Origin of the sequence: Limimaricola cinnabarinus, from assembly GCF_002723615.1 — a bacterium.
In the GTDB taxonomy this organism is placed as follows: domain Bacteria; phylum Pseudomonadota; class Alphaproteobacteria; order Rhodobacterales; family Rhodobacteraceae; genus Limimaricola; species Limimaricola cinnabarinus_B.
The window spans coordinates 111,533-134,038 of sequence record NZ_KZ304955.1 but is presented as its reverse complement, the minus strand read 5'-3'; the positions used below and the strand labels follow the sequence as shown (position 1 = coordinate 134,038).

Here is a 22,506-nt window from a genome sequence, read left to right as displayed (position 1 = left end):
GGCCAGCGCCCCGGGCAGCAGCGCCCGGTCGGGGAAGGCGCGGCGCGCGGCCGAAACCGCGCGGGCGGCCTCCGTCAGCGCCCCGGCGGCGGGGCCGGCCAGCGCGGCCAGCTCTTCGAGCGTGGCGGGCAGGCCCTCGGTGATCGCGGATTCCTGCGAGCCGTCGACAAGGTGCAGGTTCCACGACCGGGCCGGGACCTCGTGCCAGCGGCCCATCCCCTGCGAGGCATGGCGGGCGCGGGACCATTCGCCGATCCGGGCATAGTCGGCTCCGGTGGCGGGGTCGCGCCCGGCGACGGTCTCGGTCAGCGTGGTTTCGGGCGGGGGCAGCTCGTCATCATAGGTGCCGCCGCCGCCGGACCAGGCGGGAAGGTAGAACTTGGCAACCCGCCACGGCGCGAGGCCTTGCTCGGGGAAGGCGCCGGGGTCTGCGGCGAGGGCGAGGGCGGTCTGCGCGGCGCGGGTCATCGCGCGGTGGTGGCCGTGCTGGCCGGGCACGTCGAGGAAGGTGGGAATGACGATGTCGGGGCGGGCGGCGCGATAGGCGCGCACCAGCCGCTCGACGATGCGGTCCTCGCCCCATCGGGCGAAGGTGTCGTCGCCATCCTTGGAAAAGCCGAAATCATGCACCGGGTCGTCCGGGCCGTGGCCGAGCCAGGCGACATCGGCGTCCAGCACCCGGGCCGCCTCTTCCATCTCGCGGCTGCGCAGGAGGCCGAGCGCGGCGCCGCGCGCGCCGTCGAGGATGTTCTGGCCGCCCTCGCCGCGGGTCGAGCAGGCGACGGTGACGCGCAGGCCGCGGCCGAAGCGCAGCCAGGCGAGCAGGCCGGACTGCTCGTCATCCGGGTGGGCGCCGGTGTTCATCACATGCAGCACCGAGTCGAGCCGCGACAGGCTGCGGTGCAGGCGCAGGAGCGCCGGGGCGGCCTCCTGACGGGCGAGTTGGCGCGAAACGGTCATGCGGTCTCTCCGGTGACGAATGGATCTTCCGGGTCCTGCGACAGCTCCAGCCGCGGCGTGATCGCGGCGTGGAAGGGCAGGGCGGCGGCGCCGAGCGCCGCGGCCATCGGCCCGGCGCGGCCGCGGATCACCCGCGGCACGGCGCGGTCGGATCGCGCGGCGACAGAGGGCGCAAAGCCGATCCGGGCGATGATGGCGTCGAGGATCGGCGCCGGCAGGGCGCCGCCGAGGATGATGGCCTCGGGGTCGAGCACGTTTTCGAGGATCGCCACCATGGGCGACAGATGCGCGGCGGCCTCGGCGATCCAGGTCATCAGCACCGGCTCCGCTTCGGCCATCATCCGGTCGAGCGCGGCATGGTCGCCGGGCAGGCCGGCGGCGTCGAGCGCCTCGCGCAGCGCGTGCAGCGAGGCATAGCGTTCGAGGCAGCCGCTCTGGCCGCAGGGGCAGGCGCGGCCGCCCGGCGCCACGACGATGTGGCCGACCTCGCCGGCATTGCCGAAGGCGCCGCGCACCGGCCGGTCGTCGGCGATCAGCCCGAGCCCGAGGCCGGCGCCGAAATAGACCACGGCGAAGCTCGACAGCGCCTGGCCCGAGCCGAACAGCGTCTCGCCGATCGCGGCGGCGTTGGCGTCGTTCTCGACGCTGACCGGAACGCCGATCCGCCGGCCCAGCTCGGCCGCCATGTCGATCCCGGCCCAGCCGGGCAGGGTGGTCGGGCCGACGCCGGAAAAGCCCTCGATCTCGAACGGGCCGGGCATCACCACGCCGACCCCCATCAGCGTGGCGTCGTAACCGGCGGCAAGCCGGGCGACCGTCTCGGCGATCAGCGGCAGCAGCGCCTCGGGGGCGCTGTCGGCCAGCGGCACGATCTCCTCGTGGCGGGGATGACCGCCCAGATCGAGCACCGTCGCCGCCATGCGCGTCACGGCGATCTCGATGCCGATGGTGATCGCGCCGTCCGGGTTGATCGCGAATTGCAGCGGCGGCTGGCCGCGCCCGGATTTCAGCCGGCCGCGCGCCTCGATCAGCCCGGCGGCGATCAGCTCGTCGAGGATGTTGGTCACCGCCTGCGGCGTCAGCTGGGTCATCTCGGCAAGCTGGCGGCGGCCGAGCTGGCCATGGCCGCGCATCAGGTCGAGCACGACCCTGCGGTTATGCGCCCGGCTGCGGCCCGGATTCTTGCCGCGCGCGGCGCGCAGCCGGGCCGGATCGGTCCCCTTCTCGGCGCTCATCGCCTCGTCCTCCCTGCTCTTTGCCGTCAGAGTGCGGGGAGTAAAATAATAACTCAAGTTAATTATTGTATTGACAGTCCGGGGTCGCGGCGGCGACCTTGCCCCAACCGCGCGGCAGACGACGCGGGACCCGCGCCCTCGGGGAGGGGGTGCGCCGACAGGGCGGGGCCATGGGGTCGCGCCGCACAGACGCCACCGGCGCGGCTGGGGCGTGCAACGGGAGAGACCTATGCGTAACCGCAACCTGATGGCCGGGGTCACGGCCGCCGCCTGCATCTTCGGCGCCCAGAGCGCCGGCGCGGTGGAGATCGAGTACTGGCAGTACATCTACGACACCCGCGTCACCGCGATGGACCAGCTGATCGAGAAGTTCGAGGCCGAGCATCCCGACATCACCGTCAAGCAGGTCACCTTCCCCTATGCCGACTACCAGACGCGGATCGTCGCGGCGAACATGGCCAGGAAGGGCCCCGACGTGCTGCAGCTGTTCTATGGCTGGACCGACAAGTTCGTCGCCGGCGGGCTGATCCAGCCGCTGCCGCAGGACGTGTTCCCGCATGAGGAGATCGAGGCGGAGTTCTTCCCGATCGTCGAGGCGATGAAGCGCGACGGCGAATATTACGGCCTGCCGACCGCGGTGCGCTCGCTGGCGCTGTTCTGGAACAAGAAGCTGTTCGAGGAGGCCGGGATCGACGGCCCGCCCGAGACGCTGGACGAGCTGGTCGAGACCGCCAAGGCGCTGACCCAGACCGACAATGGCGGCAATTTCACCACCGTCGGCATGACCGTCGACATGGCCGGGCAGGACCACCAGTGGTGGCGCGAGGTGCTGATCCGCCAGTTCGGCGGCCAGCCCTACAGCGACGATTACAGCGAGGTCGCCTATGACAGCGAGGCCGGCGCCGCGGCGCTGGAGTTCTACACCGCGCTGCAAAAGGAGGAGAAGGTCGGCACCGCGGGCTTCATGGATGAGGGCCAGGCCGCGTTCCGCGCCGGGCGCGCCGCGATGACCATCGACGGCACCTTCCGGCTCGGCTCCTTCTCGAGCATCGAGGATTTCGAATGGGGCGTGGCCGAGCTGCCCGCCAATGCCGAGGGGCTGCGCTCGAACTATGCCAGCTACTTCGCCAACGCGATCGGCAGCGGCGCCGAGGGCGAGGAGCTGGAGGCCGCGGCCACCTTCCTCGACTACCTCTCCTCGCCCGAGGCGATGAAGCTCTGGCTCGAGGTGGTCGGCGAACTGCCGGCCCGGCGCGACGTGGCGCTGACCGACGAGAACCTCGCCGATCCGATCTACGGCCCGTTCCTCAAGGCGCTGGACTACGCCCACACCACGCGCTTCGTCGACGAGGCGGCGCAGCGCCAGGTCACCATCGACATGACCAACCGGGTGCTGCTGCAGGACCAGTCGCCGGCGGACTCGGTGGCCGAGGCGGCCGCGGCCGAGCAGAAGATCATCGACGACGCGCGCTGAGGCGCGCCACGGCCCGGCCGCGCGCGGCCGGGCCCTTGCGAAGGGGAGACAGGGCATGACGATCGAGGAGGCCGAGCCGGTGCGACCGGCCGCCCGCAGCGGCGGGGCGCGGCTCAGCATGCGGACGCGGCGGGCGCTTTGGGTCTGGGGATTCCTGGCGCTGCCGATCCTGTTCTACAGCGTGATCCGCTTCTACCCGACGCTCGACGCGTTCCGGCTGTCCTTCACCGACTGGGACCTGATGTCGACGCCCGAATTCATCGGCGTCGAGAACTACGCGCGGATGTTCGGCGACCCGCATTTCTGGCAGGTGTTCCGCAACACCTTCGCCTATCTGATCATCGGCACGCCGATCAGCCTGGTGCTGGCCTTCACCATCGCCTTCTTCCTCGACCGGGTGCGCTTTGCGCATACCTTCATCCGGGCGCTCTACTTCCTGCCCTTCATCACCACCGCCTCGGCTATGGCCTGGGTCTGGCGCTGGTTCTACCAACCGGCGCCCACCGGCGCGATCAACTCGTTTCTCGGGCAGATCGGGCTGACGCAGATCGACTTCCTGAAATCGACCACCTGGGCGCTGCCCTCGATCATGGCGACGGCGATCTGGGCCGGGCTCGGCTTCCAGATCATCATCTTCATGGCCGGTCTGCGCGCCATCCCGCAGACCTATTACGAGGCCGCGCGGATCGACGGCGTCGGCGAATGGGGCATTTTGCGCAAGATCACCCTGCCGCTGCTGAAGCCGACCACGGTGTTCCTCGTGGTCTTCGCCTCGATCGGCTTCCTGCGGATCTTCGACCAGGTCTACAACATGACCACCAATGATCCGGGCGGCCCGCTGGGCTCGACCAAGCCGCTGGTGCTGCTGATCTACCAGACCGCCTTCTCCTCCTATGACATGGGCTACGCGGCGGCGCAGACCGTGGTGCTCTTCACCATCCTGCTGATCGTCTCGCTGCTGCAACTCTGGATCATGAGGGACCGCGCATGACCGCCGCCACCGCCACCGCCCGCGAGGCCCGGCCGCTGCCCATGGCGCGGCTGCGCCCCGGGCGCATCGTCACCTGGACCGTGCTGTTCATCGGCGGGGTGCTGATGGTCACGCCGCTGCTGTTCATGTTCTCGACCTCGCTCAAGGATGCCGGGCAGATCTACGATCTGCGGCTCATTCCCGAGGACCCGACGCTGGCGAACTATTTCGAGGTGCTGGGCGATGGCCGCTTCCTGCGCTGGTTTCTGAACTCCTCGCTGGTGGCCATCGCGGTGACGCTGTCGAACGTCTTCTTCGACAGCCTCGTCGGCTACACGCTGGCCAAGTTCCGCTTCCGCGGCCGGCAGTTCGTGTTTCTCGCGATCCTGTCGACGCTGATGATCCCGACCGAGATGCTGGTGATCCCGTGGTACCTGATGTCGGCCAATTTCGGATGGCTCGACACCTATTGGGGCATCATGTTTCCGGGCATGATGACCGCCTTCGGCACCTTCCTGATGAAGCAGTTCTTCGAGACGGTGCCCGATGATTTCCTCGAGGCGGCGCGGATCGACGGGCTCAACGAGTTCGCGATCTGGTGGCGGGTGGCGATGCCGCTGGTGACACCGGCGCTCTCGGCGCTGGCGATCTTCACCTTCCTCGGCAACTGGACCGCCTTCTTCTGGCCGCTGATCGTGACCACCAGCAGCGAGCTCTACACCCTGCCGATCGGCCTGACGAGCTTCGCGGTCGAGCAGGCGATCCGCTGGGAGATGATCATGACGGGGGCGGCGCTGGCCACGATCCCGACGCTGATCGTGTTCCTGCTGCTGCAACGCTACATCGTCCGCGGCGTGATGCTGGCGGGCCTGAAGGGATGACCATGACGATCCATCCGCGCGACGGCGACGACACCCGCTTTCCCGACTCGGTCTACCGCGACACCGTGCTGGCGCCGCTGTTCGACGGGGCGCGCCTGCACCATGCCGAGGGCTTCCGGCGGATCGACCGGGCGCATCTCGTGATGCTGGCCGAGACCGGCATCCTCGCGCCCGCCGAGGCGGCAAGGATCGGCCGCGCGCTCAAGGCCATCGCCGCCGAGATCGACCCGGCGCGCCTGCGCTACACCGGCGAGGTCGAGGATTACTTCTTTCTCGTCGAGGCCGAGCTGAAGCGCCGGCTCGGGCCGGATCTCGCCGGGCGGCTGCACACCGCGCGCTCGCGCAACGACATCGACCACACGCTGTTCAAGATGTCGCTCAAGGCGCGGCTCGACGAGCTGCTGGCGCGGGCGCGGCGGCTGCTGTCGGCGCTGATCGACACCGCCGAGCGCGAACGGGCGACGCTGGTGGTGGCCTATACCCACGGCCAGCCGGCGCAGCCCACCACCTTCGGGCATTACCTCGGCGCGGCGATCGAGGTGCTGATCCGCGACATCGAGCGCCTGGAGGCGGCGCGGGCGACCTGCGACCTGTGCTCCATGGGCGCGGCGGCGATCACCACCTCGGGCTTTCCGATCGACCGCGCCCGGGTGGCGGCGCTTCTGGGCTTCGCGGCGCCGCAGCGCAACGCCTATGGCTGCATCGCGGCGGTGGACTACACCACCGGCGCCTATGCCGCGATCGAGCTGACCTTCCTGCATCTGGGCCGGCTGATCCAGGACCTGCAGTTCTGGTCGGCCTTCGAGGTCGGTCAGGTCTATGTCCCGAACGCCTTCGTGCAGGTCTCCTCGATCATGCCGCAAAAGCGCAACCCGGTGCCGATCGAGCATCTGCGCCACCTCGCCAGCCAGACCACCGGCCGGGCGCGGATGATGCTGACCATCATGCACAACACCCCCTTCACCGACATGAACGACAGCGAGGGCGAAAGCCAGGGCGCGGGCTATGGCGCCTTCGACAGCGGCGCGCGGGTGCTCGACCTGCTGGCGGCCCTGGTCGGCTCGCTCCGGATCGACGGCGCGCGGGTGGCGCAGAACATCCGCCGCTCCTGCATCACCATCACCGAGCTTGCCGACACGCTGGTGCGGGGCGAGGGGCTGTCGTTCCGCGAGGCCCACGAGATCGCCGCCGCGACCGCGCGCGCCGTGGTCGCCCAGGGCACCGACCTGCCCTCGGGCTACGCGCCCTTCCGCCGCGCCTTCGAGGCCGCGACAGGCCGGGCGCCGGGGCTCGACGAGGCGGGCTTTGCCGCCGCGGTGGGGCCCGAGCATTTCGTCGCCGTGCGCGACCGTTTCGGCGGCCCGGCCGAGGCGGCGATGACGGAGGCGCTCGGCGCCTACCGCGCGGCGCTCGACGGCTTCACCCGGGCGGCCGAGGCGCGCGCGGCCCGCGAGGCGGGTGCCGCGGCCGAGCTCGAGGACCGGTTCAACCAGATTTCGGAGGCGTCCTGATGGCGACCATCACGCTCGACAAGCTCGTCAAGTCCTACGGCAAGGCCCGGGTGATCCACGGCATCGACCTCGAGGTGCGCGACGGCGAATTCGTGGTCTTCGTCGGCCCCTCGGGCTGCGGCAAGTCCACGACGCTGCGCATGATCGCCGGTCTCGAAGAGGTGTCCGGCGGCGAGATCCGCATCGGCGACAACGTGGTGAACGAGCTCGACCCCAAGGCGCGCAACATCGCCATGGTGTTCCAGAACTACGCGATCTACCCGCATATGACGGTGCGCCAGAACATCGCCTTCGGCCTTTACACCACGAAGCTCGGCAAGGAGGAGAAGAACCGCCGCGTCGAGGAGGCGGGCCGCATTCTCGGGCTCACCCCCTTTCTCGACCGGCGCCCGGCGGCGCTGTCGGGCGGCCAGCGCCAGCGCGTCGCCATCGGCCGCGCCATGGTGCGCGAACCGGCGGCCTTCCTGTTCGACGAGCCGCTGTCGAACCTCGATGCGCAGCTGCGCGCGCAGATGCGGATCGAGATCAAGGCGCTGCATCACCGGCTCGGCACCACCATCGCCTATGTCACGCATGACCAGGTCGAGGCGATGACCATGGCCGACCGGATCGTGGTGATGCGCGACGGGCACATCCTGCAATCCGGCCCGCCGATGGAGATCTATGACGACCCGGTCGATGTCTTCACCGCGCGCTTCATCGGCACGCCGTCGATGAACATCCTGCCGGGGCGCGAGGCGGACGGCCGCGCCGTGGCCGATGGCGACGGCGGGCTGCTGTTCGGGATCAGGCCGCAGGATCTTCTGGTGCGCGAGGGCGCGGTGGCGGCGGATGCGCTGGAACTGACCGGCACCGTCACCGCGGTCGAGCCGCTCGGCCCCGAGACGCTGGTGCATTTCGACCTTGCGGGCCAGCCGGTGATCGCCACCGCCCCGGCCCGCGCCGTGCCCGAGGTGGGCAGCCAGGTCAGCGCGCAGGCCGCGCGCAGCGAGATCCACCGCTTCGACCGAAAGACCGAGCGGTCGCTCGGCCGCAGGCGATGACGGCGCTGCCGGGGCGGCTCGACGCCGCCGGATTGTCGGCCCCGGCGCGCCGGTGGCTGCGCGCGGCGCTGGCAGAGGGTGAGGCGGGACCGGCGCCGGAGGACCTCACCGACTGGACCGGCCCGGAGGGCGGGCTGCGCGACGACGCCGCGTTGCTGATGGGCAGCGACATCGGCGGCACCAAGGCGCAATCCGTGCTGTGCGACCTGTCGGGCCGCGTTCTGGCCGAGGTGAAGGCGCCGACCGCGCCCGAGGGCGGGCTGGCCGTGGTCGAACAGCTCCGCGCCCAGAAGACCGCGCTTCTGGAGCGCGCGCAGGTCGCGCCGGACCGGCTGCGTGCCGCCGGCATCGGCCTGCCCGCCGCGGTCGATCCGCGCAGCGGCCGGCTGCACCGCGCCCCCAACGTCTCGGACCTGGAGGGCCGCGACCTGCGCGACGTGATCGGTCGCGCGCTCGGCCTGCCGGTGGCGGTCGAGAACGACGTCAACATGGCGGTGCTGGGCGAAAGCTGGCTCGGCCACGGGCGGGGGCGCGAGAACGTGGTGTTCATCGCGCTCGGCACCGGGATCGGCATGGGCGCGATGGTGCATGGCCGGCTGTTGCGCGGCGCGCATGGTGCGGCGGGCGAGATCGCGGCGCTGCCGATCGGCGCCGACCCGTTCGACCCGGCCACCCATGCCAGCGGCGCGCTGGAAAGCGTGATCTCCAGCGCCGCGCTGCGCGCGGCCTATGCCGCCGGGGGCGGCACGGCGCCCGGCAATCTGCGCGAGCTGTTCGAACGGCCCGGCGATCCGGCCTTCGCCGCCGTGCTCGACGGGCTGGCCGCGAAGCTCGCGCAGGCGGTGCTGTCGGTCTGCGCGGTGATTGACCCGTCGCGGGTGATCTTCGGCGGCAGCATCGGCTCGCGCCCCGAGCTGCAGGAGCGGCTGGCGGCGGCGCTGGCGCGCTGCATGCCGGAGCCGCCGGACTGCCATGTCAGCGCGCTCGGCAACCGCGCGGGCGTGCTCGGCGCGGCGCGCGCGGCCCGGCTCGCCTTGGCGGAAAGCCTCGCATAAGCCGCACCTTGCGCCTCCAACCCTTGCCCCGGCAGCGGATATGGCCGAATGCGACCAAAGCGCGCGGCCCTGATGCGCGGTCTTCGCCAGCCCCGCATCGCTTGCGGCAGCCGCCCGCATGACCGCCCTTCGATGCGGCGTGTCGCAGGCCCGTCCTGCGGCATCGATGCCATGGGGAGAGCGGCTGCGGCAGCAACGCCACCGGGCGTTGCCTTTCCCGAAATCCTCGGCCATTCCGACACAAAACGAAAGCGAAAGGTGAGAACTTGCTCCATATCCACGAAAAGCTTCAGCCGATCCTCGAAACCGTCCTGCACCGCAATGCGGGCGAGCCCGAATTTCACCAGGCCGCGCGGGAAGTGCTCGAAAGCCTGGGGCGGGTCGTCGATCGGCGCCCGGAATACTTCGAAGAAGCCTTGATCGAGCGGATTTGCGAACCGGAGCGCCAGATCATTTTCCGCATCCCGTGGATCGACGACGCCAATCAGGTCCAGATCAATCGCGGCTTTCGGGTCCAGTTCAATTCCGCGCTCGGGCCCTACAAGGGCGGAATCCGTTTCCACCCTTCGGTCAATGTCGGGATCATCAAGTTCCTCGGATTCGAGCAGACCTTCAAGAATGCGCTGACCGGACTGCCCATCGGCGGCGGCAAGGGCGGGTCGGATTTCGATCCCAAGGGGCGCTCCGACCGCGAGATCATGCGGTTCTGCCAATCCTTCATGATCGAGCTTCACCGCCATATCGGCGACAAGGTCGATGTTCCCGCCGGTGATATCGGCGTCGGGGCGCGCGAAGTCGGCTACATGTTCGGAATGTACAAGCGCCTGAACAATCGTTTCGAGGCGGGCGTGCTGACCGGCAAGGGCCTGGCCTATGGCGGCTCGCGCGCGCGGCGCGAGGCGACGGGGTTCGGCACCGCCTATTTCGTGCGCTCCATGCTCGCCCGCCAGGGCACGGATATCGAAGGACGCCGTTGCGTCGTGTCCGGTTCGGGCAATGTCGCGATCTATGCCATGGAAAAGATCCAGGCCTTCGGCGGCAAGGTCGTCGCCTGCTCGGATTCCTCGGGCTACGTCGTGGACGAGAATGGAATCGATCTCGACCTGATCAAGGAGATCAAGGAAGTGCGGCGCGGCCGGCTGTCGGATTATGCCGAGCAGCGCGGCAGCGAATGCCGCTATGTCGCCGGTGGCTCGATCTGGCAGGTGCCTTGCGAGATCGCCTTGCCCTGCGCCACCCAGAATGAGCTGTCGGCCGAGGATGCCAGGGCATTGATCTCGAATGGCGTGATCGTCGTGGCCGAGGGCGCCAACATGCCCTGCACGCCCGACGCGGTCGCGCTGTTTCGGGAGGCCAACGTACTCTTTGCGCCGGGCAAGGCGGCCAATGCAGGCGGTGTGGCCACCTCCGCGCTTGAAATGCAGCAAAACGCGAGCCGCGACAGCTGGACCTTCGAGAAGACCGAGGAGCGGCTGGCGGTGATCATGCACAATATCCACGAGGCCTGCGATCAGACCGCCGAGGAATACGGCGCGCCCGGCGATTACGTCCTGGGGGCCAATATCGCGGGCTTCGTGCGTGTGGCGGATGCCATGCGGTCGCTGGGGGTCATCTAACCGCCCCAGCGCTCGCCTTCGGCCGCAGGGAGGGGACCGCGACCGGTCTTCGGCACCTGCGACCGGACGCGGTGGCGGTCGGCCGCGCGGCCGCCTGCCGCGGTGAAACGACCGGCCGGGCAAGGCCGGCATCTCATGCGACGGGGTTTCGGTCCCGGCCGGCCCGCAAGCGCGATGCGGATCGCATGACGGCTTCGAGAGCCCGCCCGGCATGGATGTTCTTCCATCCGGCCTGCGGCAGGAACGATCTCCTTTTCCTGCCCCGCGGGCGTTTCATCACCGCCCGTTTCTGGGGCATAGGGCCTCGCAGTTGCCCGGTTTTCGGGCGGTCAGGAGGTTCGGATGCGGGCATGGCATCATCTCTACCCGGCGCTTCCGGCGTTTCACGGGATCGAGGCCCTGCGCGCGGGCCTCGGCGCGCTTCTGGGGATCGGGCTTTGCGCCCTCGGGGTGGCGGTGGCGGCCCGGCTCGGCCTGTCCTCGCTCTATCTCGTCGCCCCCCTGGGGGCGACGGCCGTGCTGGTCTTCTGCGTTCCGAACTCGCCGCTGGCCCAGCCATGGTCGGCGGTGGTCGGCAACATGGCGGCGGCACTCGTCGCGCTGGCGACGGTCCGGGTCGTTCCCGCGCCCTGGTCGGCCGCCCTGGCCGTCGGGGCGGCGATCAGCGTGATGATGCTCTTGCGGGCGCTGCACCCGCCCGGCGGCGCGGTGGCGCTGCTGACCGCGCTCGAACCGGGGCCGGCGCTGGAGGCGGGGCCGCTCTTCGCGCTCATGCCGGTGGGGCTGGCCACGGCGGCGCTGGTGCTCGCCGCCGTGCTCTACAACCGCGCCACGGGGCGGGTCTATCCCTTCCGCCAGCCGGAAACGACGGAGGACCCCGCGCCGCCGCTCGGCCTGACTGAGGCGCAGCTCGGCGCGCTGCTCGACCGGTTCAACCAATCGACCAATCTCGGCGTGGTGGATCTCGGCCGGATGCTGGCGGCGGCGCAGGCGGAGGCGGCCCGGCACCGGTTCGACGGCACGAGCTGCGCCGACATCATGACCACCGGGCTGATCACCGTGCGGCCCGACACGCCGCTGCCGGAGGCGGCGCGGCTGTTTCGCCGCCACGCGATCAAGAGCCTGCCCGTCGTCGAAGAGGACATGACGCTGCGCGGCATCGTGCTGCAGGCCGACCTGCTCGATGCCGTGGCGGCCCAAGGGCGCCCGCTGGTCTTCGGGCCCCGTTCGCCGCGCCGCAACGTATCGCAGGTGATGCGGCCCGCCGCGCGGGCGGTGCCGCAGGACATGCCGGTCGGCGCGCTGCTGCACCGGCTGGCGGCGCAGGGCAGCGAGGTCATCCCGGTGGTGCATAACGAGCGGCTGGTCGGCATCCTGACCCGTTCCGACATCATCCGGCTGCTGCTGCACGGGGCAGGGGACCGCGCCGCCGCCTGAAGCGCGGCGCGATCTTTTGGCATGGGCCGCGCGGGGCGATCCGTGACGGCGGCACCGGGGCGCCTTGCCCGGGCCGCTTCAGCCGCCGGGCGAGAGCCGTCTCAGGCGAGCCAGCGCTTGAACTCGGCCTGCTCCAGCAGCGCCTTCATATGCGCCTCGGCCTCCGCGATCTTCGGGGTGAGCGGCGCGCGGGTCGGGCCGCACTCGACGCCGATCGCGCGGAACGCGGCCTTCATGCCGGGCAGCACGCCGATCTCCAGAAGCGCCTCGACGAAGCGCTGTGACAGGTCCTGAAGCTCCTGCGCGCGCGCCAGATCGCCCGCGCGCATCGCGGCGTCGAGTGCCGCGTAGAGCCTGCCGAGGATGTTGTATGTCGTGCCGATCCCGCCATCGGCCCCGAGCGCGGCGCCGGTGATGTAGATCTCGTCGAAGCCGAAGAAGAACAGGCTCTCGGGGCAGCGCCGCCGCAGCATCGAGAACTTGAACAGGTCGGTCGAGGTGAACTTGATGCCGCCGACGCCCGGCATCTCCAGAAGCTCGACCAGCGTGTCGAGGCCGAAGGGGCGGCCGGTGCGGATCGGCACCTCGTAGACGATGAGCGGCAGCGCGGTCGCGGCCGACAGCTCGCGGTAATAGGCGAGCACCTCCTCGTCGGAGAAGGGGTAGGCATGCGGCGGCAGGGCCGAGAGCGCGTGGTACCCCAGGGCCTCGGCCCGGCGCGCCAGCGCGAGGGAATCGCGCAGCGACGGCACGCCGACATGGGCGATCAGCCGGGCGTCGTGGCCCCTGGCGCTTTCGGCCACCACGGCCTGCTGCGCCATCAGCTCATCGGTGCCCAAGAGCCCCGATTCACCGCTGCTGCCGCCGACATAGAGACCGGCCAGCCCCTGCCGCAGCACATAGGCGTCGATGTTGCGCTGGCGGTCGGGCGAGAACTCCCCGGCCTCGTCCATGCCGGTCATCAGCGCCGCGTACATTCCCGAAAATCGCTTGGCCACCTTGGCGTTCCCCCTCTGGTGATGGACACCGCCCGAGGATCGGACCCGAGATGGTGCCTGTAATCCAGTATTGCCTATATGGGAGATTTTGGTTTGACAATATTGCATCCTGAAAATACCAAGACTGCGAGGAGACGAGGATCGGTGCTGAGGGAGGGGCCGGCATGACGACGCAACGCGCATCCGGCGTCATCGCCGAGACGCTGATCGCGGAGATCCGCGACGGGCAGATCGCCCCCGACGCCCCGCTTCCGACCGAACGCGAGCTGGGCGAGCGCTTCGGCGCCTCCCGTCCGACGGTGCGCGAGGCCTTCGCGCAGATGCAGCTTCGCGGCTATCTCAAGGCCCAGACCGGCCACCGCCCGCGCGCGGCGACGCCGTCGCTCGAAGGGGTCCTGACGGCGGCGGGCGACCACCTGCGCGACGTGCTGGGCGACGACGAAAGCCGCGCGCATCTCGAACAGATGCGCCAGTTCATCGAAAGCGGCGCGGCGCGGCAGGCGGCGATGCATGCCGACAACATCCGCATCACCCGCATCCGCTCGGCGCTCGACCGCAATTTCGAGGCGATCGGCACGCCCGATTTCGCCGCCACCGACATCGCCTTTCACCGGGCGCTGGTCACGGTGATCGACAACCCGGTGATCCTCGCGCTGCACGACATGTTCGTGAGCGGCATGCTCGCGCGCCGCGCCCCGACCGACGATCCGGCCCGCTACGACCGCATCGCCTATGAGGAACACCGCGCGATCTACGAGGCGGTGCTCGCGGGCGACGTGGTGACCGCCACCGACGTGATGGACCGCCATCTCGCCCGATCCTACCGCGCCCGGCTCAAGGCCCCGCGCAGCACCGGGATGGACCTGCCGCCGGAGGGCGACTGACGCCATCCGGCGGCCCACGACATACCAAGGAGGAGAACGACCATGATCCATACCAATATGCTCGCCGCGACCGCGATGCTGGCCCTGATCGCCGGGGGCGCGCAGGCGCGCGAACTGACCTTCGGGATGCAGGACAACGAGGTGTCCAACGTCTTCAAGGGCGCGCAGGCCTTCGGCGAAAAGCTCGAGGAGCTGTCGGGCGGCGAGCTGACCGTGAACCTGTTCCCCTCCGGCACGCTGGGCGACTTCAAGGCCATGGTGGCGCAGCTTCAGGCGGGCGAGCTGGACATGGTCGTCACCGGCTACCCGGACATGAGCTATGTCATCCCCGAGCTGAAGCTCGTCGGCGCGCCCTATGTCGTCGATGATTTCGCGCATCTCGAAGAGATCGTGGACGGCCCCTGGGGCCAGGAGATGGACGCGAAGTTCGGCGAGCAGGGCGTCGAGATGCTCGACCTGTGGTATTACGGCACCCGCCAGACCACGGCGAACAAGCCGATCGAGAGCATCGACGACATGAAGGGCCTGCGCATGCGCACCCCCAACGTGCCGTTCCTCATCGCCTATGCCGAGAATGTCGGCGCCACCCCGGCGCCCGTGGCCTTCCAGGAGGTCTATCTCGCGCTGCAGACCAACCAGGTCGACGCGCAGGAAAACCCGCTGCCGACCATCGACGCGATGAAGTTCTACGAGGTGCAGGACCACGTCGCCATGACCAACCACTTCGTCGCCAGCGCCGCGATCCTGATGTCGGACGACACCTGGGAAAGCCTGAGCGAAGAGGAGCAGGGTTGGGTCCGCGAGGCGATCGAGGCGGGCGGCGAGGTCTCGGACGAGATGACCGTCAAGGCCGAGGAGGATCTCATCGCCACCTTCGAGGAGCGCGGCCTGACCATCACCCGCCCCGATCTCGCGCCGTTCCGCGAGGCGATGCAGCCCTATTACGACGAGCTCGAAGCCGAGTTCGGCGAGGGCGCGATCGCCGAGGTCCGCGGCGAATGAGCCGCTGACGGGCGGCGGGCGGGGGCCTCCCCCTCCGCCCGCCGCTCGTGATCCGGCGGCGAGGCGCGCCGCCGCCACATTTCTCCAAGCCGAAGGAACGGAGCCCCATGCGCAGATACAGCTTCGAAGGCATCCTCGCCTCGGCGCTCTTCATCCTCCTCTTCGCCGTGCTGATGATCCAGATCTTCGGCCGCACGCCGATGTTCCGGGGGCCGGTCTGGACCGAGGAGGCGGCGCGCTGGATCTGGGTGTGGATGGCCTTCATCGCCATCGCCGCGGTCGAGCGCAACGACGCGCAGCTGCGCATGGGCTTTCTCGCCGACGCGCTGCCCGCCCGGGCGCGGCACTGGCTCGCCATCGCCGTGGACCTGCTCTGGGGCGGCATCCTGTGCCACCTCGTCCTCATCTCGTGGAAGACGGTGCAGCGCACCTGGAACAACGAGGCGGTGACGCTGCCCGCCACCGACGCGGTGCTCTATGCCGCGGGCCTCGTCGCGGTGGTGCTCGTTCTGCACCGGGTGGCGCGGCGCATCCTCGCGCGGCTCAGGGCGGGGCCCGACATGCAGGCCCCGGCCGGCCCCGGCCCGGAGGACGCGGCATGATCCTCGCCTCCGTCGGCCTCGTCTGGCTCTTCATGGTGCTGATCGGCGTGCCGATCGGCGTGGCGATGATCATCGTCTCCATGGGCTATTTCTATCACACCGGCATGGGGCTGAGCTTTGCGATGCAGCGCATGGTCGACGGGCTCAACAGCTTTCCGATCCTCGCGGTGCCGCTCTTCATCCTCGCCGCCGCGATCCTGAATTCCGCCGGCATCACCCATCACCTGTTCGGCTTCGCCCGCGCCCTTGTCGGGCACATCACCGGCGGTCTGGGCCATGTCAACGTGCTGGCCTCGCTGTTCTTCTCCGGCATGTCCGGCTCGGCGCTCGCCGATGCGGGGGGCCTGGGCAAGATGGAGATCGAGGCGATGCGCGAGGCGGGATATGACGAGGAATTCGCGGGCGCGGTGACGGCCTCGTCCTCGATGATCGGCCCGCTGGTGCCGCCCTCGATCACCATGGTGCTCTACGGCGTCATCTCCAATACCTCGATCGGGGCGCTGTTTCTGGGGGGCGTGGTGCCGGGCGTGCTGTGCGCCCTGGCGCTGATGGTGATGGTCTATGCCACCGCCAAGAAGCGCGACTATCCGCGCGATCCCCGGCCCGAGGCGCGCGCCGTCGGGCTTCTCTTCGTCAAGAGCCTGCCGGCGCTGCTGACGCCCGCGGTGATCGTCGGCGGCATCTTCTCGGGGCTGTTCTCGCCCACCGAGGCGGCGGCGGTGACGGTGCTCTATGCCATCGCGATCGATCTTCTGTTCTACCGCGAGCTGACGCTGCGCCGGCTATGGGACGCGATCTACGACTCGACGCTGACCTCGGCCTCGATCGCCACCATCGTCGCAGGCGTGGGTCTTCTGGGCTTCGTTCTGGCGCGCGAGCAGGCGCCCCAGCAGATCGCCTCGATGTTCCTCGACCTGGCGGGCGGGCCGATCTCCTTCCTGATCGCGGTCAACCTGATGATCTTCCTGCTGGGCTGTTTCATCGAAAGCCTCGTGATCCTGCTGATCGTGGTGCCGATCCTCGTGCCGATCGCGATGGGCTTCGGGATCGACCCGGTGCATTTCGGGATCATCGTGATCCTCAACCTGATGATCTCGATCCTGACCCCGCCGATGGGCATGGCGCTGTTCGTGGTGGCGCAGGTGGGCGAGATCCCGTTTCACAGGCTGGCCCGCGCGATCCTGCCCTGGCTGATCCCGCCGGTGGTGGTGCTGCTGCTGGTCTGCGTCTTTCCCATCCTCGCCACCGGCCTGCCCGGCCTGATGCGATAGGCCGTGCGACGCCCTTTGTTCAAAGCAAGATCGGAGCCTCATACATGATCGAACAACTACGCGGCCGTCTCGTCGTCTCCTGCCAGCCGGTGACCGGCGGGGCGATGGACCGCCCCGAGATCGTCGCCGCGATGGCGAAGGCGGCGCTCGACGGCGGCGCGGCGGGGTTGCGGATCGAGGGGATCGCCAACCTGCGCGCGGTGCGCGCCCTGACCGATGCGCCGATCATCGGCCTCGTGAAGCGCGACCTCGTCGACAGCGCGGTGCGGATCACGCCCTTCGCGCAGGATGTCGCGGATCTGGCGGATGCCGGGGCCGATATCATCGCCGTCGACGCGACCCGGCGTGACCGGCCCGAAGCCGTGGCCACGCTGATCGAGGCGGTGCGCGCCGCCGGGCGCCTCGCCATGGCCGATTGCGCCACGCCCGAGGACGGGCGCGCCGCCGCCGCTGCCGGGGCGGCGCTGCTCGGCTCCACCATGTCGGGCTATACCGATGGCGGGACGCCGCCCGAGGGGCCGGATCTTGAGCTTGTGACGGCGCTCGCCTCCACCGGCCTGCCCGCCATCGCCGAGGGGCGCTATCACCGCCCCGAACAGGCGGCGCAGGCGATCGCCGCCGGGGCGCATGCCGTCGTCGTGGGCTCCGCGATCACCCGCCTCGAGCATGTCACCGGCTGGTTCGCCGAGGCGGTGGGCGGGGCGGGAACGCACCCATGAGCGGCCCGGTCCTCGCCATCGATCAGGGCGGCACCAAGCTGCTTTGCGCTCTCGTCGAGGAGGGCCATGTGCTCGACCAGGCCACCCTGCCGACCGACCGCGACGCGGGCCCCGAGGCCTGGCTCGAGGCCGCGGCAGGGCTCGCGGCACGCTGGGAGGGGCGCTATGACCGCGTCGGCATTGCGGTGACCGGTCGCGTCTCGGACGGCCTGTGGTCCGCGCTCAATCCCGGCACATTGGCGATCCCGGCCGACACCCCCTACGCCGCCATGGCCGAGGCGCGGCTGCGCCGCCCGGTGACGCTGGCCAATGATGCGCAGGCGGCGGCCTGGGGAGAGCATCTGCACGGCGCGGGGGCGGGGCAGGACATGATCTACCTGACGATCTCCACCGGCATCGGGGGCGGCATCGTGACGGGGGGGCGGCTTCTGTCCGGGCGCGGCGGTCTGGCCGGGCATGCGGGCCAGATGAGGGGGCTGAGCCCGGAGAAGGGACCGCTGGAGGACCGGATGTCGGGCCGCTGGATCGCCCGCGCCGCGCGCGAGGTCGGGCATGACACCGACGCGCGCGGCGTCTTCTCGGCGGCGCGGGCCGGGGAGGGCTGGGCCGAAGAGATCGTGTCGACGGCCGCGGCCCGCGCCGCGGCGCTCTGCGCGGATCTGCAGATGCTGATCGACCCGCCCCGCATCGTGATCGGCGGCGGGGTCGGCCTGGCCCCCGGCTTTCTCGACCGGATCCGCGCGGCCCTCTCGCCGCTGCCGGCCGCGCTGCGCCCCGAGCTGCGAACCGCCGAGCTGGGCGGCGCCGCCGGCATCATCGGGATCGCGGGGCTGGCCCGGGCCTGAGGCGCCCGCAAGCCCGCGGTCCTTTCCCCCTGTCCCGGCCGACCGGCGCGCCGATGGCCGCCGGCACCGTGAAGGTCGGGTACCATGAAGATCCTGATCCTGCCCGATCCCTCCGCCGCCGATCTGGAGCTGCGGCAGTATTACCAGACGGTTCACCCGGACGGGCAGGAGGTGACGCCTGGCTGACGAAACCGACCCGATCCTGCTGCCCGAGGCGCTGTTCGACGGCGGGGCGCTCGGGCTGGGACGCATCGCGCCGGGGCAGCGCGCTTCGGTCACCCTGCTGACCCAAAATCTGGAGGCGTGTGGCACCATCGTCGATGGGCAGCTGCCCGATGGGGGCCGGGCGTCGGGCCGCCCGGGGCCCTAGCCGGATCGGCCGAGGCGCTCGGCCAGGAAATCCAGCAGCAGCCTGACCTTGGACGAGAGGTGCCTGTTCGGTGGATACACCGCCCAGACACCTTCTTCCGGCGGCTGGAACTCTTCCAGAACCGGCACGAGCGTCTCTTCGGCGAGAGCGGTGCGCAGGTAGTAGTCGGGCAGCTGCACCAGCCCCACCCCTTTGACGGCCGCGTCGAGCAGGCTCCAGCCGCTGTTGCACCGCAGGCTGCCATGCACCCGCAGCTGCCGCAGGCGTCCGTTCTGCCGAAACCGCCAATGGTCCAGCGTGCCTTGCAGGCAGTTGTGGTGCGACAGGTCGCCGGGCTGCTGCGGCGTTCCACGGGAGGCGAGATAGGCAGGGCTGGCGCAGACATGCAGCGTCCGGGCCGCAAGGCGCGTGGCGATGAGGCTCGAATCCTGAAGCGTTCCGAGCCGGATCGCGAGGTCGTAGCCCTCCGCCACCAGGTCGATCTTCTGGTTGGTCAGCGTCAGCGTCAGCTCGAGCGCGGGGTGCCGGGTGAGGAAATCGTTCACCAACGGGCCGATGGTGCTTTCGCCGAAGGTGACGGGGGCGGTGAGGGACAATCGCCCGGCCGGCGCGGCGTTGATCCGGGTCACCGCGCGCTCGGCCTCGGCCAGCCCGTCGAGCACGGGCCGGATATGGGCGTGGTAGATTTCTCCCTGCTCGGTCAGGGAAACGCTGCGCGTCGTCCGGTGCAGGAGCTTCACGCCCAGCCGGGCCTCCAGCGCGCTGACCCGGCGGCTGACCTGCGCGGTCGAGATGCCGAGCCGGGCGGCGGCTTGGGTGAAGCTCAGCGTGCGGGCCACGGCCGCGAACTCCCCGACCCCTTCCCAATCCTGCATCGCCGGCCCCTCCGATCTTTGCGCATGTGCAATGGTGTTTTCCCGAACCGGCGATTAACGCGCCTGGTGAATTAATGTAAGTGCGCTCCATGCCGCGCCGCGCCGCGGTTTTCCGATCCGCCAAGACAGGAGCGTCATCCAATGGCAGAGACCATCACTTGCAAGGCCGCGGTCGCCTGGGCCGCAGGGGAGCCGCTTTCGATCGAGGAGATCGAGGTGGCGCCGCCCAAGGCGGGCGAGGTGCGGCTGCGCATCGTCGCCACCGGGGTCTGCCACACCGATGCCTTCACCCTTTCGGGCGACGACCCCGAGGGGATCTTTCCCGCGGTGCTGGGCCATGAGGGCGGCGGCATCGTCGAATCCATCGGCGAGGGCGTCACCAGCGTCGCGGTGGGCGATCACGTGATCCCGCTCTACACGCCCGAATGCGGCGAGTGCAAATTCTGCCGCTCGGGCAAGACCAACCTGTGCCAGAAGATCCGCGAGACGCAGGGCAAGGGGCTGATGCCCGACGGCACGACGCGGTTTTCCAAGGATGGCCAGCCGATCCATCACTACATGGGCTGCTCGACCTTTTCGGAATACACGGTCCTGCCCGAGATCTCGCTCGCCAAGGTCAACCCCGAGGCGCCGCTCGAAGAGGTCTGCCTGCTGGGCTGCGGCGTCACCACCGGCATGGGCGCGGTGATGAACACCGCCAAGGTCGAGGAGGGCGCGACGGTCGCGATCTTCGGTCTCGGCGGCATCGGCCTGTCGGCGATCATCGGCGCGACCATGGCCAAGGCGGGCCGGATCATCGCCATCGACATCAACGAGAGCAAGTTCGAGCTGGCGCGCCAGCTCGGCGCCACCGATTGCGTGAACCCCAAGGAGCACGACAAGCCGATCCAGGAGGTCATCGTCGGGATGACCGATGGCGGCGTCGATTACTCCTTCGAGTGCATCGGCAATGTCGACGTCATGCGCTCGGCGCTGGAATGCTGCCACAAGGGCTGGGGCGAGAGCGTGGTGATCGGTGTTGCGGGCGCGGGTCAGGAAATCTCGACCCGTCCGTTCCAGCTCGTCACCGGCCGGGTCTGGCGCGGTTCGGCCTTCGGCGGGGTCAAGGGCCGCTCGGAGCTGCCCGATTACGTCGAGCGCTATCTCGCGGGCGAGTTCAAGCTGAGCGACTTCATCACCCACACCATGCCGCTCGAGCAGATCAACGAGGCCTTCGATCTGATGCATGAGGGCAAGAGCATCCGCAGCGTGATCCACTACGCCGCATGAGATGAAGGCCCGCGCGACCGGGTGTCGCGCGGGCCTTGATCGCCCGAAGGCGGAAGGGCGCTCAGGCGCTGTCCGCTCAGCGCGCCGCCGCGATGGCCAGCACCTCGACGCGGTAATGCGGCTGCGCCATGCGCGCCTCGACGCAGACCCGCGTCGGCGGCGTGACGCCCGAGACCCATTCGTCCCAGACCGCGTTCATGCCGGCATAATCGGCCATGTCGGCAAGCCAGATCTGCACCGAGATCAGGTCCTCGCGGCTCGACCCCGCCTCCGTGAGAAGCGCGTCGACCTTGGCGAAGACGTCGCGCGACTGCGCCTCGATGTCGCCATCCTTGAGCTGCGACACCTGCCCGGCGAGATGCACCTGCCCGTTATGGACCGCGATCGCGGAGAAGCGGGCCGAGCCGCCGATTTTCCTGAGGGTGCCGGTCATGAGCCGCTCCTTGTGATTGGTATCCACCCGCCTTGTAGACAGCCTTCGCGGCTTCAGGCAAAGTTCATTACCTGAAATCTACTTCAAGGATTCTGAACTTGGCGATCAAGATCGAAATGCTGCGCTGCTTCTGCGCGGTGGTGCAACAGGGCAGCCTGAACGAGGCCGCCAGCCAGCTTGGCCGCACCCCTTCGGCCGTCTCCATGATGCTCAAGCAATTCGAGGAGCATGTCGGCGCCGCCCTGTTCGAGACGGCGCGGAAGTCGCGGCTGACGCCCTTGGGCGAGATGGTCTATGGCGAGGCAAGGCGCGAGGTCGAGCATTTCGGCCGCACGGTCGCGGCGATCGAGGGGCTGTCGCGTGCCGAGGAGGGGCAGGTGCGGCTGGCGGTCACGCCCTCGGTCGCGACGGCGATACTGCCGCCGGTGATCCGCCGCTTTCGCCGCGACCATCCGAAGGTGCGGATCGACATGCGCGACATGGACAGCGCCTCGGTGCAGCGCGAGCTTGAAGCCGAGCGCGCCGATATCGGCATCGCCAGCATCGCGGCGGGGGCCGGTTTCGAGCGCAAGCTGCTGTTCTCGGACCCTTTCGGGGTGGTCTGCGCGCCGGGCGACGTGCTCGCTTCGCGCGGCGATGCGGTCGGCTGGCGCGATCTTGCCGGGCGCGACTTCATCGCCAACGGGCTGTGCCGGCTGATCGAGGACCCCGCCTTCGCCCCGATCCTCGACGCCGCTCCGATGTCGGTGCCCAATACCGCCTCGCTGCTGGCGCTGGTCCGCGGCGGCGTCGGGCTGACGCTGCTGCCCCGCCGCGCCGTGCCGCTGGACGATGAAGGGCTCGCCTTTCTCCCGCTCGCCGAAAGCGAGGCACGGCGGCATCTCTACCTCGTCTCGCAGCCGCGCCGCCTGCTGCCACCGGCAGCGCGCGCCTTTCTGCGCGTGCTCGAGAAAGAGACGGCGGATCTGCGCGATACAGTCTGACTTCAGCTTTGCTGAAATGGATTCAATGTAATCGAGTTTGATTGAACGGCTTCGGTCGGGCCTACTGTCTGCA

21 protein-coding genes are annotated in these 22,506 nt (G+C 69.6%); 16 read left to right on the top strand and 5 right to left on the bottom strand.

Translation table 11 applies throughout. The features are described from left to right. Both CJ301_RS07640 and CJ301_RS07635 read right to left on the bottom strand, forming a co-directional pair. On the bottom strand, window positions 1-960 hold a 960-nt coding region (locus tag CJ301_RS07640; RefSeq protein WP_162620455.1), incomplete at its 3' end, for a PIG-L family deacetylase. Further along, window positions 957-2,195 carry an ROK family transcriptional regulator gene (locus tag CJ301_RS07635; protein ID WP_099275957.1) on the bottom strand — a complete coding sequence of 413 codons (1,239 nt, stop codon included), beginning with the start codon at window positions 2,193-2,195 and terminating at the stop codon, window positions 957-959. The genes CJ301_RS07635 and CJ301_RS07640, both read right to left, overlap by 4 nt. Before the next feature lie 229 nt (window positions 2,196-2,424). On the opposite strand from CJ301_RS07635, the gene CJ301_RS07630 reads away from it, so the two are divergent. From CJ301_RS07630 to CJ301_RS07595, 8 genes are all read left to right on the top strand, one after another. Beyond that, on the top strand, window positions 2,425-3,669 hold the full coding sequence (locus CJ301_RS07630) for an extracellular solute-binding protein (RefSeq protein ID WP_099275955.1): 1,245 nt from the start codon (window positions 2,425-2,427) through the stop codon (window positions 3,667-3,669). A 55-nt stretch (window positions 3,670-3,724) separates the two neighbouring features. Next, window positions 3,725-4,660 (top strand): carbohydrate ABC transporter permease, encoded by a 936-nt coding sequence (locus CJ301_RS07625; protein ID WP_099275953.1) that lies wholly within the window; start codon window positions 3,725-3,727, stop codon window positions 4,658-4,660. Continuing rightward, window positions 4,657-5,520: a carbohydrate ABC transporter permease gene (locus tag CJ301_RS07620; RefSeq protein WP_099275951.1), complete on the top strand. Its 864-nt coding sequence runs from the start codon at window positions 4,657-4,659 to the stop codon at window positions 5,518-5,520. The genes CJ301_RS07625 and CJ301_RS07620 overlap by 4 nt, the downstream gene beginning before the upstream one ends. Before the next feature lie 2 nt (window positions 5,521-5,522). Then, entirely contained in the window at window positions 5,523-7,031 is a 1,509-nt protein-coding gene (argH, locus tag CJ301_RS07615; RefSeq protein WP_367869641.1) for an argininosuccinate lyase, read from the top strand. Beyond that, on the top strand, window positions 7,031-8,074 hold the full coding sequence (locus CJ301_RS07610) for an ABC transporter ATP-binding protein (RefSeq protein WP_099275947.1): 1,044 nt from the start codon (window positions 7,031-7,033) through the stop codon (window positions 8,072-8,074). The genes argH and CJ301_RS07610 overlap by 1 nt, the downstream gene beginning before the upstream one ends. After that, complete coding sequence (locus tag CJ301_RS07605) at window positions 8,071-9,129, top strand: ROK family protein (RefSeq protein ID WP_099275945.1); 1,059 nt, start codon at window positions 8,071-8,073, stop codon at window positions 9,127-9,129. The genes CJ301_RS07610 and CJ301_RS07605 overlap by 4 nt, the downstream gene beginning before the upstream one ends. A 266-nt stretch (window positions 9,130-9,395) precedes the next feature. Beyond that, window positions 9,396-10,745 carry an NADP-specific glutamate dehydrogenase gene (gdhA, locus tag CJ301_RS07600; RefSeq protein WP_099275943.1) on the top strand — a complete coding sequence of 450 codons (1,350 nt, stop codon included), beginning with the start codon at window positions 9,396-9,398 and terminating at the stop codon, window positions 10,743-10,745. 342 nt (window positions 10,746-11,087) lie between these two features. After that, a complete protein-coding gene (locus tag CJ301_RS07595) occupies window positions 11,088-12,182 on the top strand; it encodes an HPP family protein (RefSeq protein ID WP_099275941.1) in 1,095 nt (364 codons plus the stop codon). Between the two features lie 101 nt (window positions 12,183-12,283). Here the strand turns inward: CJ301_RS07595 and CJ301_RS07590 are convergent, their stop codons facing one another. Next, on the bottom strand, window positions 12,284-13,180 hold the full coding sequence (locus CJ301_RS07590; protein WP_216823258.1) for a dihydrodipicolinate synthase family protein: 897 nt from the start codon (window positions 13,178-13,180) through the stop codon (window positions 12,284-12,286). A gap of 164 nt (window positions 13,181-13,344) precedes the next feature. Here CJ301_RS07590 and CJ301_RS07585 point away from each other — a divergent pair, with 164 nt between their 5' ends. The 6 genes from CJ301_RS07585 (at window position 13,345) to CJ301_RS07560 (ending at window position 18,503) form a co-directional block, all read left to right on the top strand. Beyond that, window positions 13,345-14,064: a FadR/GntR family transcriptional regulator gene (locus tag CJ301_RS07585; protein ID WP_099275937.1), complete on the top strand. Its 720-nt coding sequence runs from the start codon at window positions 13,345-13,347 to the stop codon at window positions 14,062-14,064. 42 nt (window positions 14,065-14,106) lie between these two features. After that, entirely contained in the window at window positions 14,107-15,066 is a 960-nt protein-coding gene (locus tag CJ301_RS07580; RefSeq protein ID WP_099275935.1) for a sialic acid TRAP transporter substrate-binding protein SiaP, read from the top strand. Window positions 15,067-15,173: 107 nt separating this feature from the next. Further along, window positions 15,174-15,668 carry a TRAP transporter small permease gene (locus CJ301_RS07575; protein WP_099275933.1) on the top strand — a complete coding sequence of 165 codons (495 nt, stop codon included), beginning with the start codon at window positions 15,174-15,176 and terminating at the stop codon, window positions 15,666-15,668. Next, complete coding sequence (locus CJ301_RS07570) at window positions 15,665-16,939, top strand: TRAP transporter large permease (protein WP_099275931.1); 1,275 nt, start codon at window positions 15,665-15,667, stop codon at window positions 16,937-16,939. The genes CJ301_RS07575 and CJ301_RS07570 overlap by 4 nt, the downstream gene beginning before the upstream one ends. A 44-nt stretch (window positions 16,940-16,983) precedes the next feature. Continuing rightward, entirely contained in the window at window positions 16,984-17,658 is a 675-nt protein-coding gene (locus tag CJ301_RS07565; protein WP_099275929.1) for an N-acetylmannosamine-6-phosphate 2-epimerase, read from the top strand. After that, a complete protein-coding gene (locus CJ301_RS07560; RefSeq protein ID WP_099275927.1) occupies window positions 17,655-18,503 on the top strand; it encodes an ROK family protein in 849 nt (282 codons plus the stop codon). The genes CJ301_RS07565 and CJ301_RS07560 overlap by 4 nt, the downstream gene beginning before the upstream one ends. 366 nt (window positions 18,504-18,869) lie before the next feature. On the opposite strand, the gene CJ301_RS07555 is transcribed toward CJ301_RS07560, so the two are convergent. Beyond that, complete coding sequence (locus CJ301_RS07555) at window positions 18,870-19,748, bottom strand: LysR family transcriptional regulator (protein WP_099275925.1); 879 nt, start codon at window positions 19,746-19,748, stop codon at window positions 18,870-18,872. Between the two features lie 153 nt (window positions 19,749-19,901). On the opposite strand from CJ301_RS07555, the gene CJ301_RS07550 reads away from it, so the two are divergent. Beyond that, the gene (locus tag CJ301_RS07550) at window positions 19,902-21,017 is read left to right on the top strand and encodes an S-(hydroxymethyl)glutathione dehydrogenase/class III alcohol dehydrogenase (protein WP_173812334.1); all 1,116 of its coding nucleotides are present in this window, start codon (window positions 19,902-19,904) and stop codon (window positions 21,015-21,017) included. A gap of 76 nt (window positions 21,018-21,093) precedes the next feature. On the opposite strand, the gene CJ301_RS07545 is transcribed toward CJ301_RS07550, so the two are convergent. Continuing rightward, window positions 21,094-21,450: a RidA family protein gene (locus tag CJ301_RS07545; protein WP_099275921.1), complete on the bottom strand. Its 357-nt coding sequence runs from the start codon at window positions 21,448-21,450 to the stop codon at window positions 21,094-21,096. A gap of 98 nt (window positions 21,451-21,548) precedes the next feature. Here CJ301_RS07545 and CJ301_RS07540 point away from each other — a divergent pair, with 98 nt between their 5' ends. After that, entirely contained in the window at window positions 21,549-22,433 is an 885-nt protein-coding gene (locus CJ301_RS07540) for a LysR family transcriptional regulator (RefSeq protein ID WP_099275919.1), read from the top strand. Window positions 22,434-22,506 lie beyond the last annotated feature (73 nt).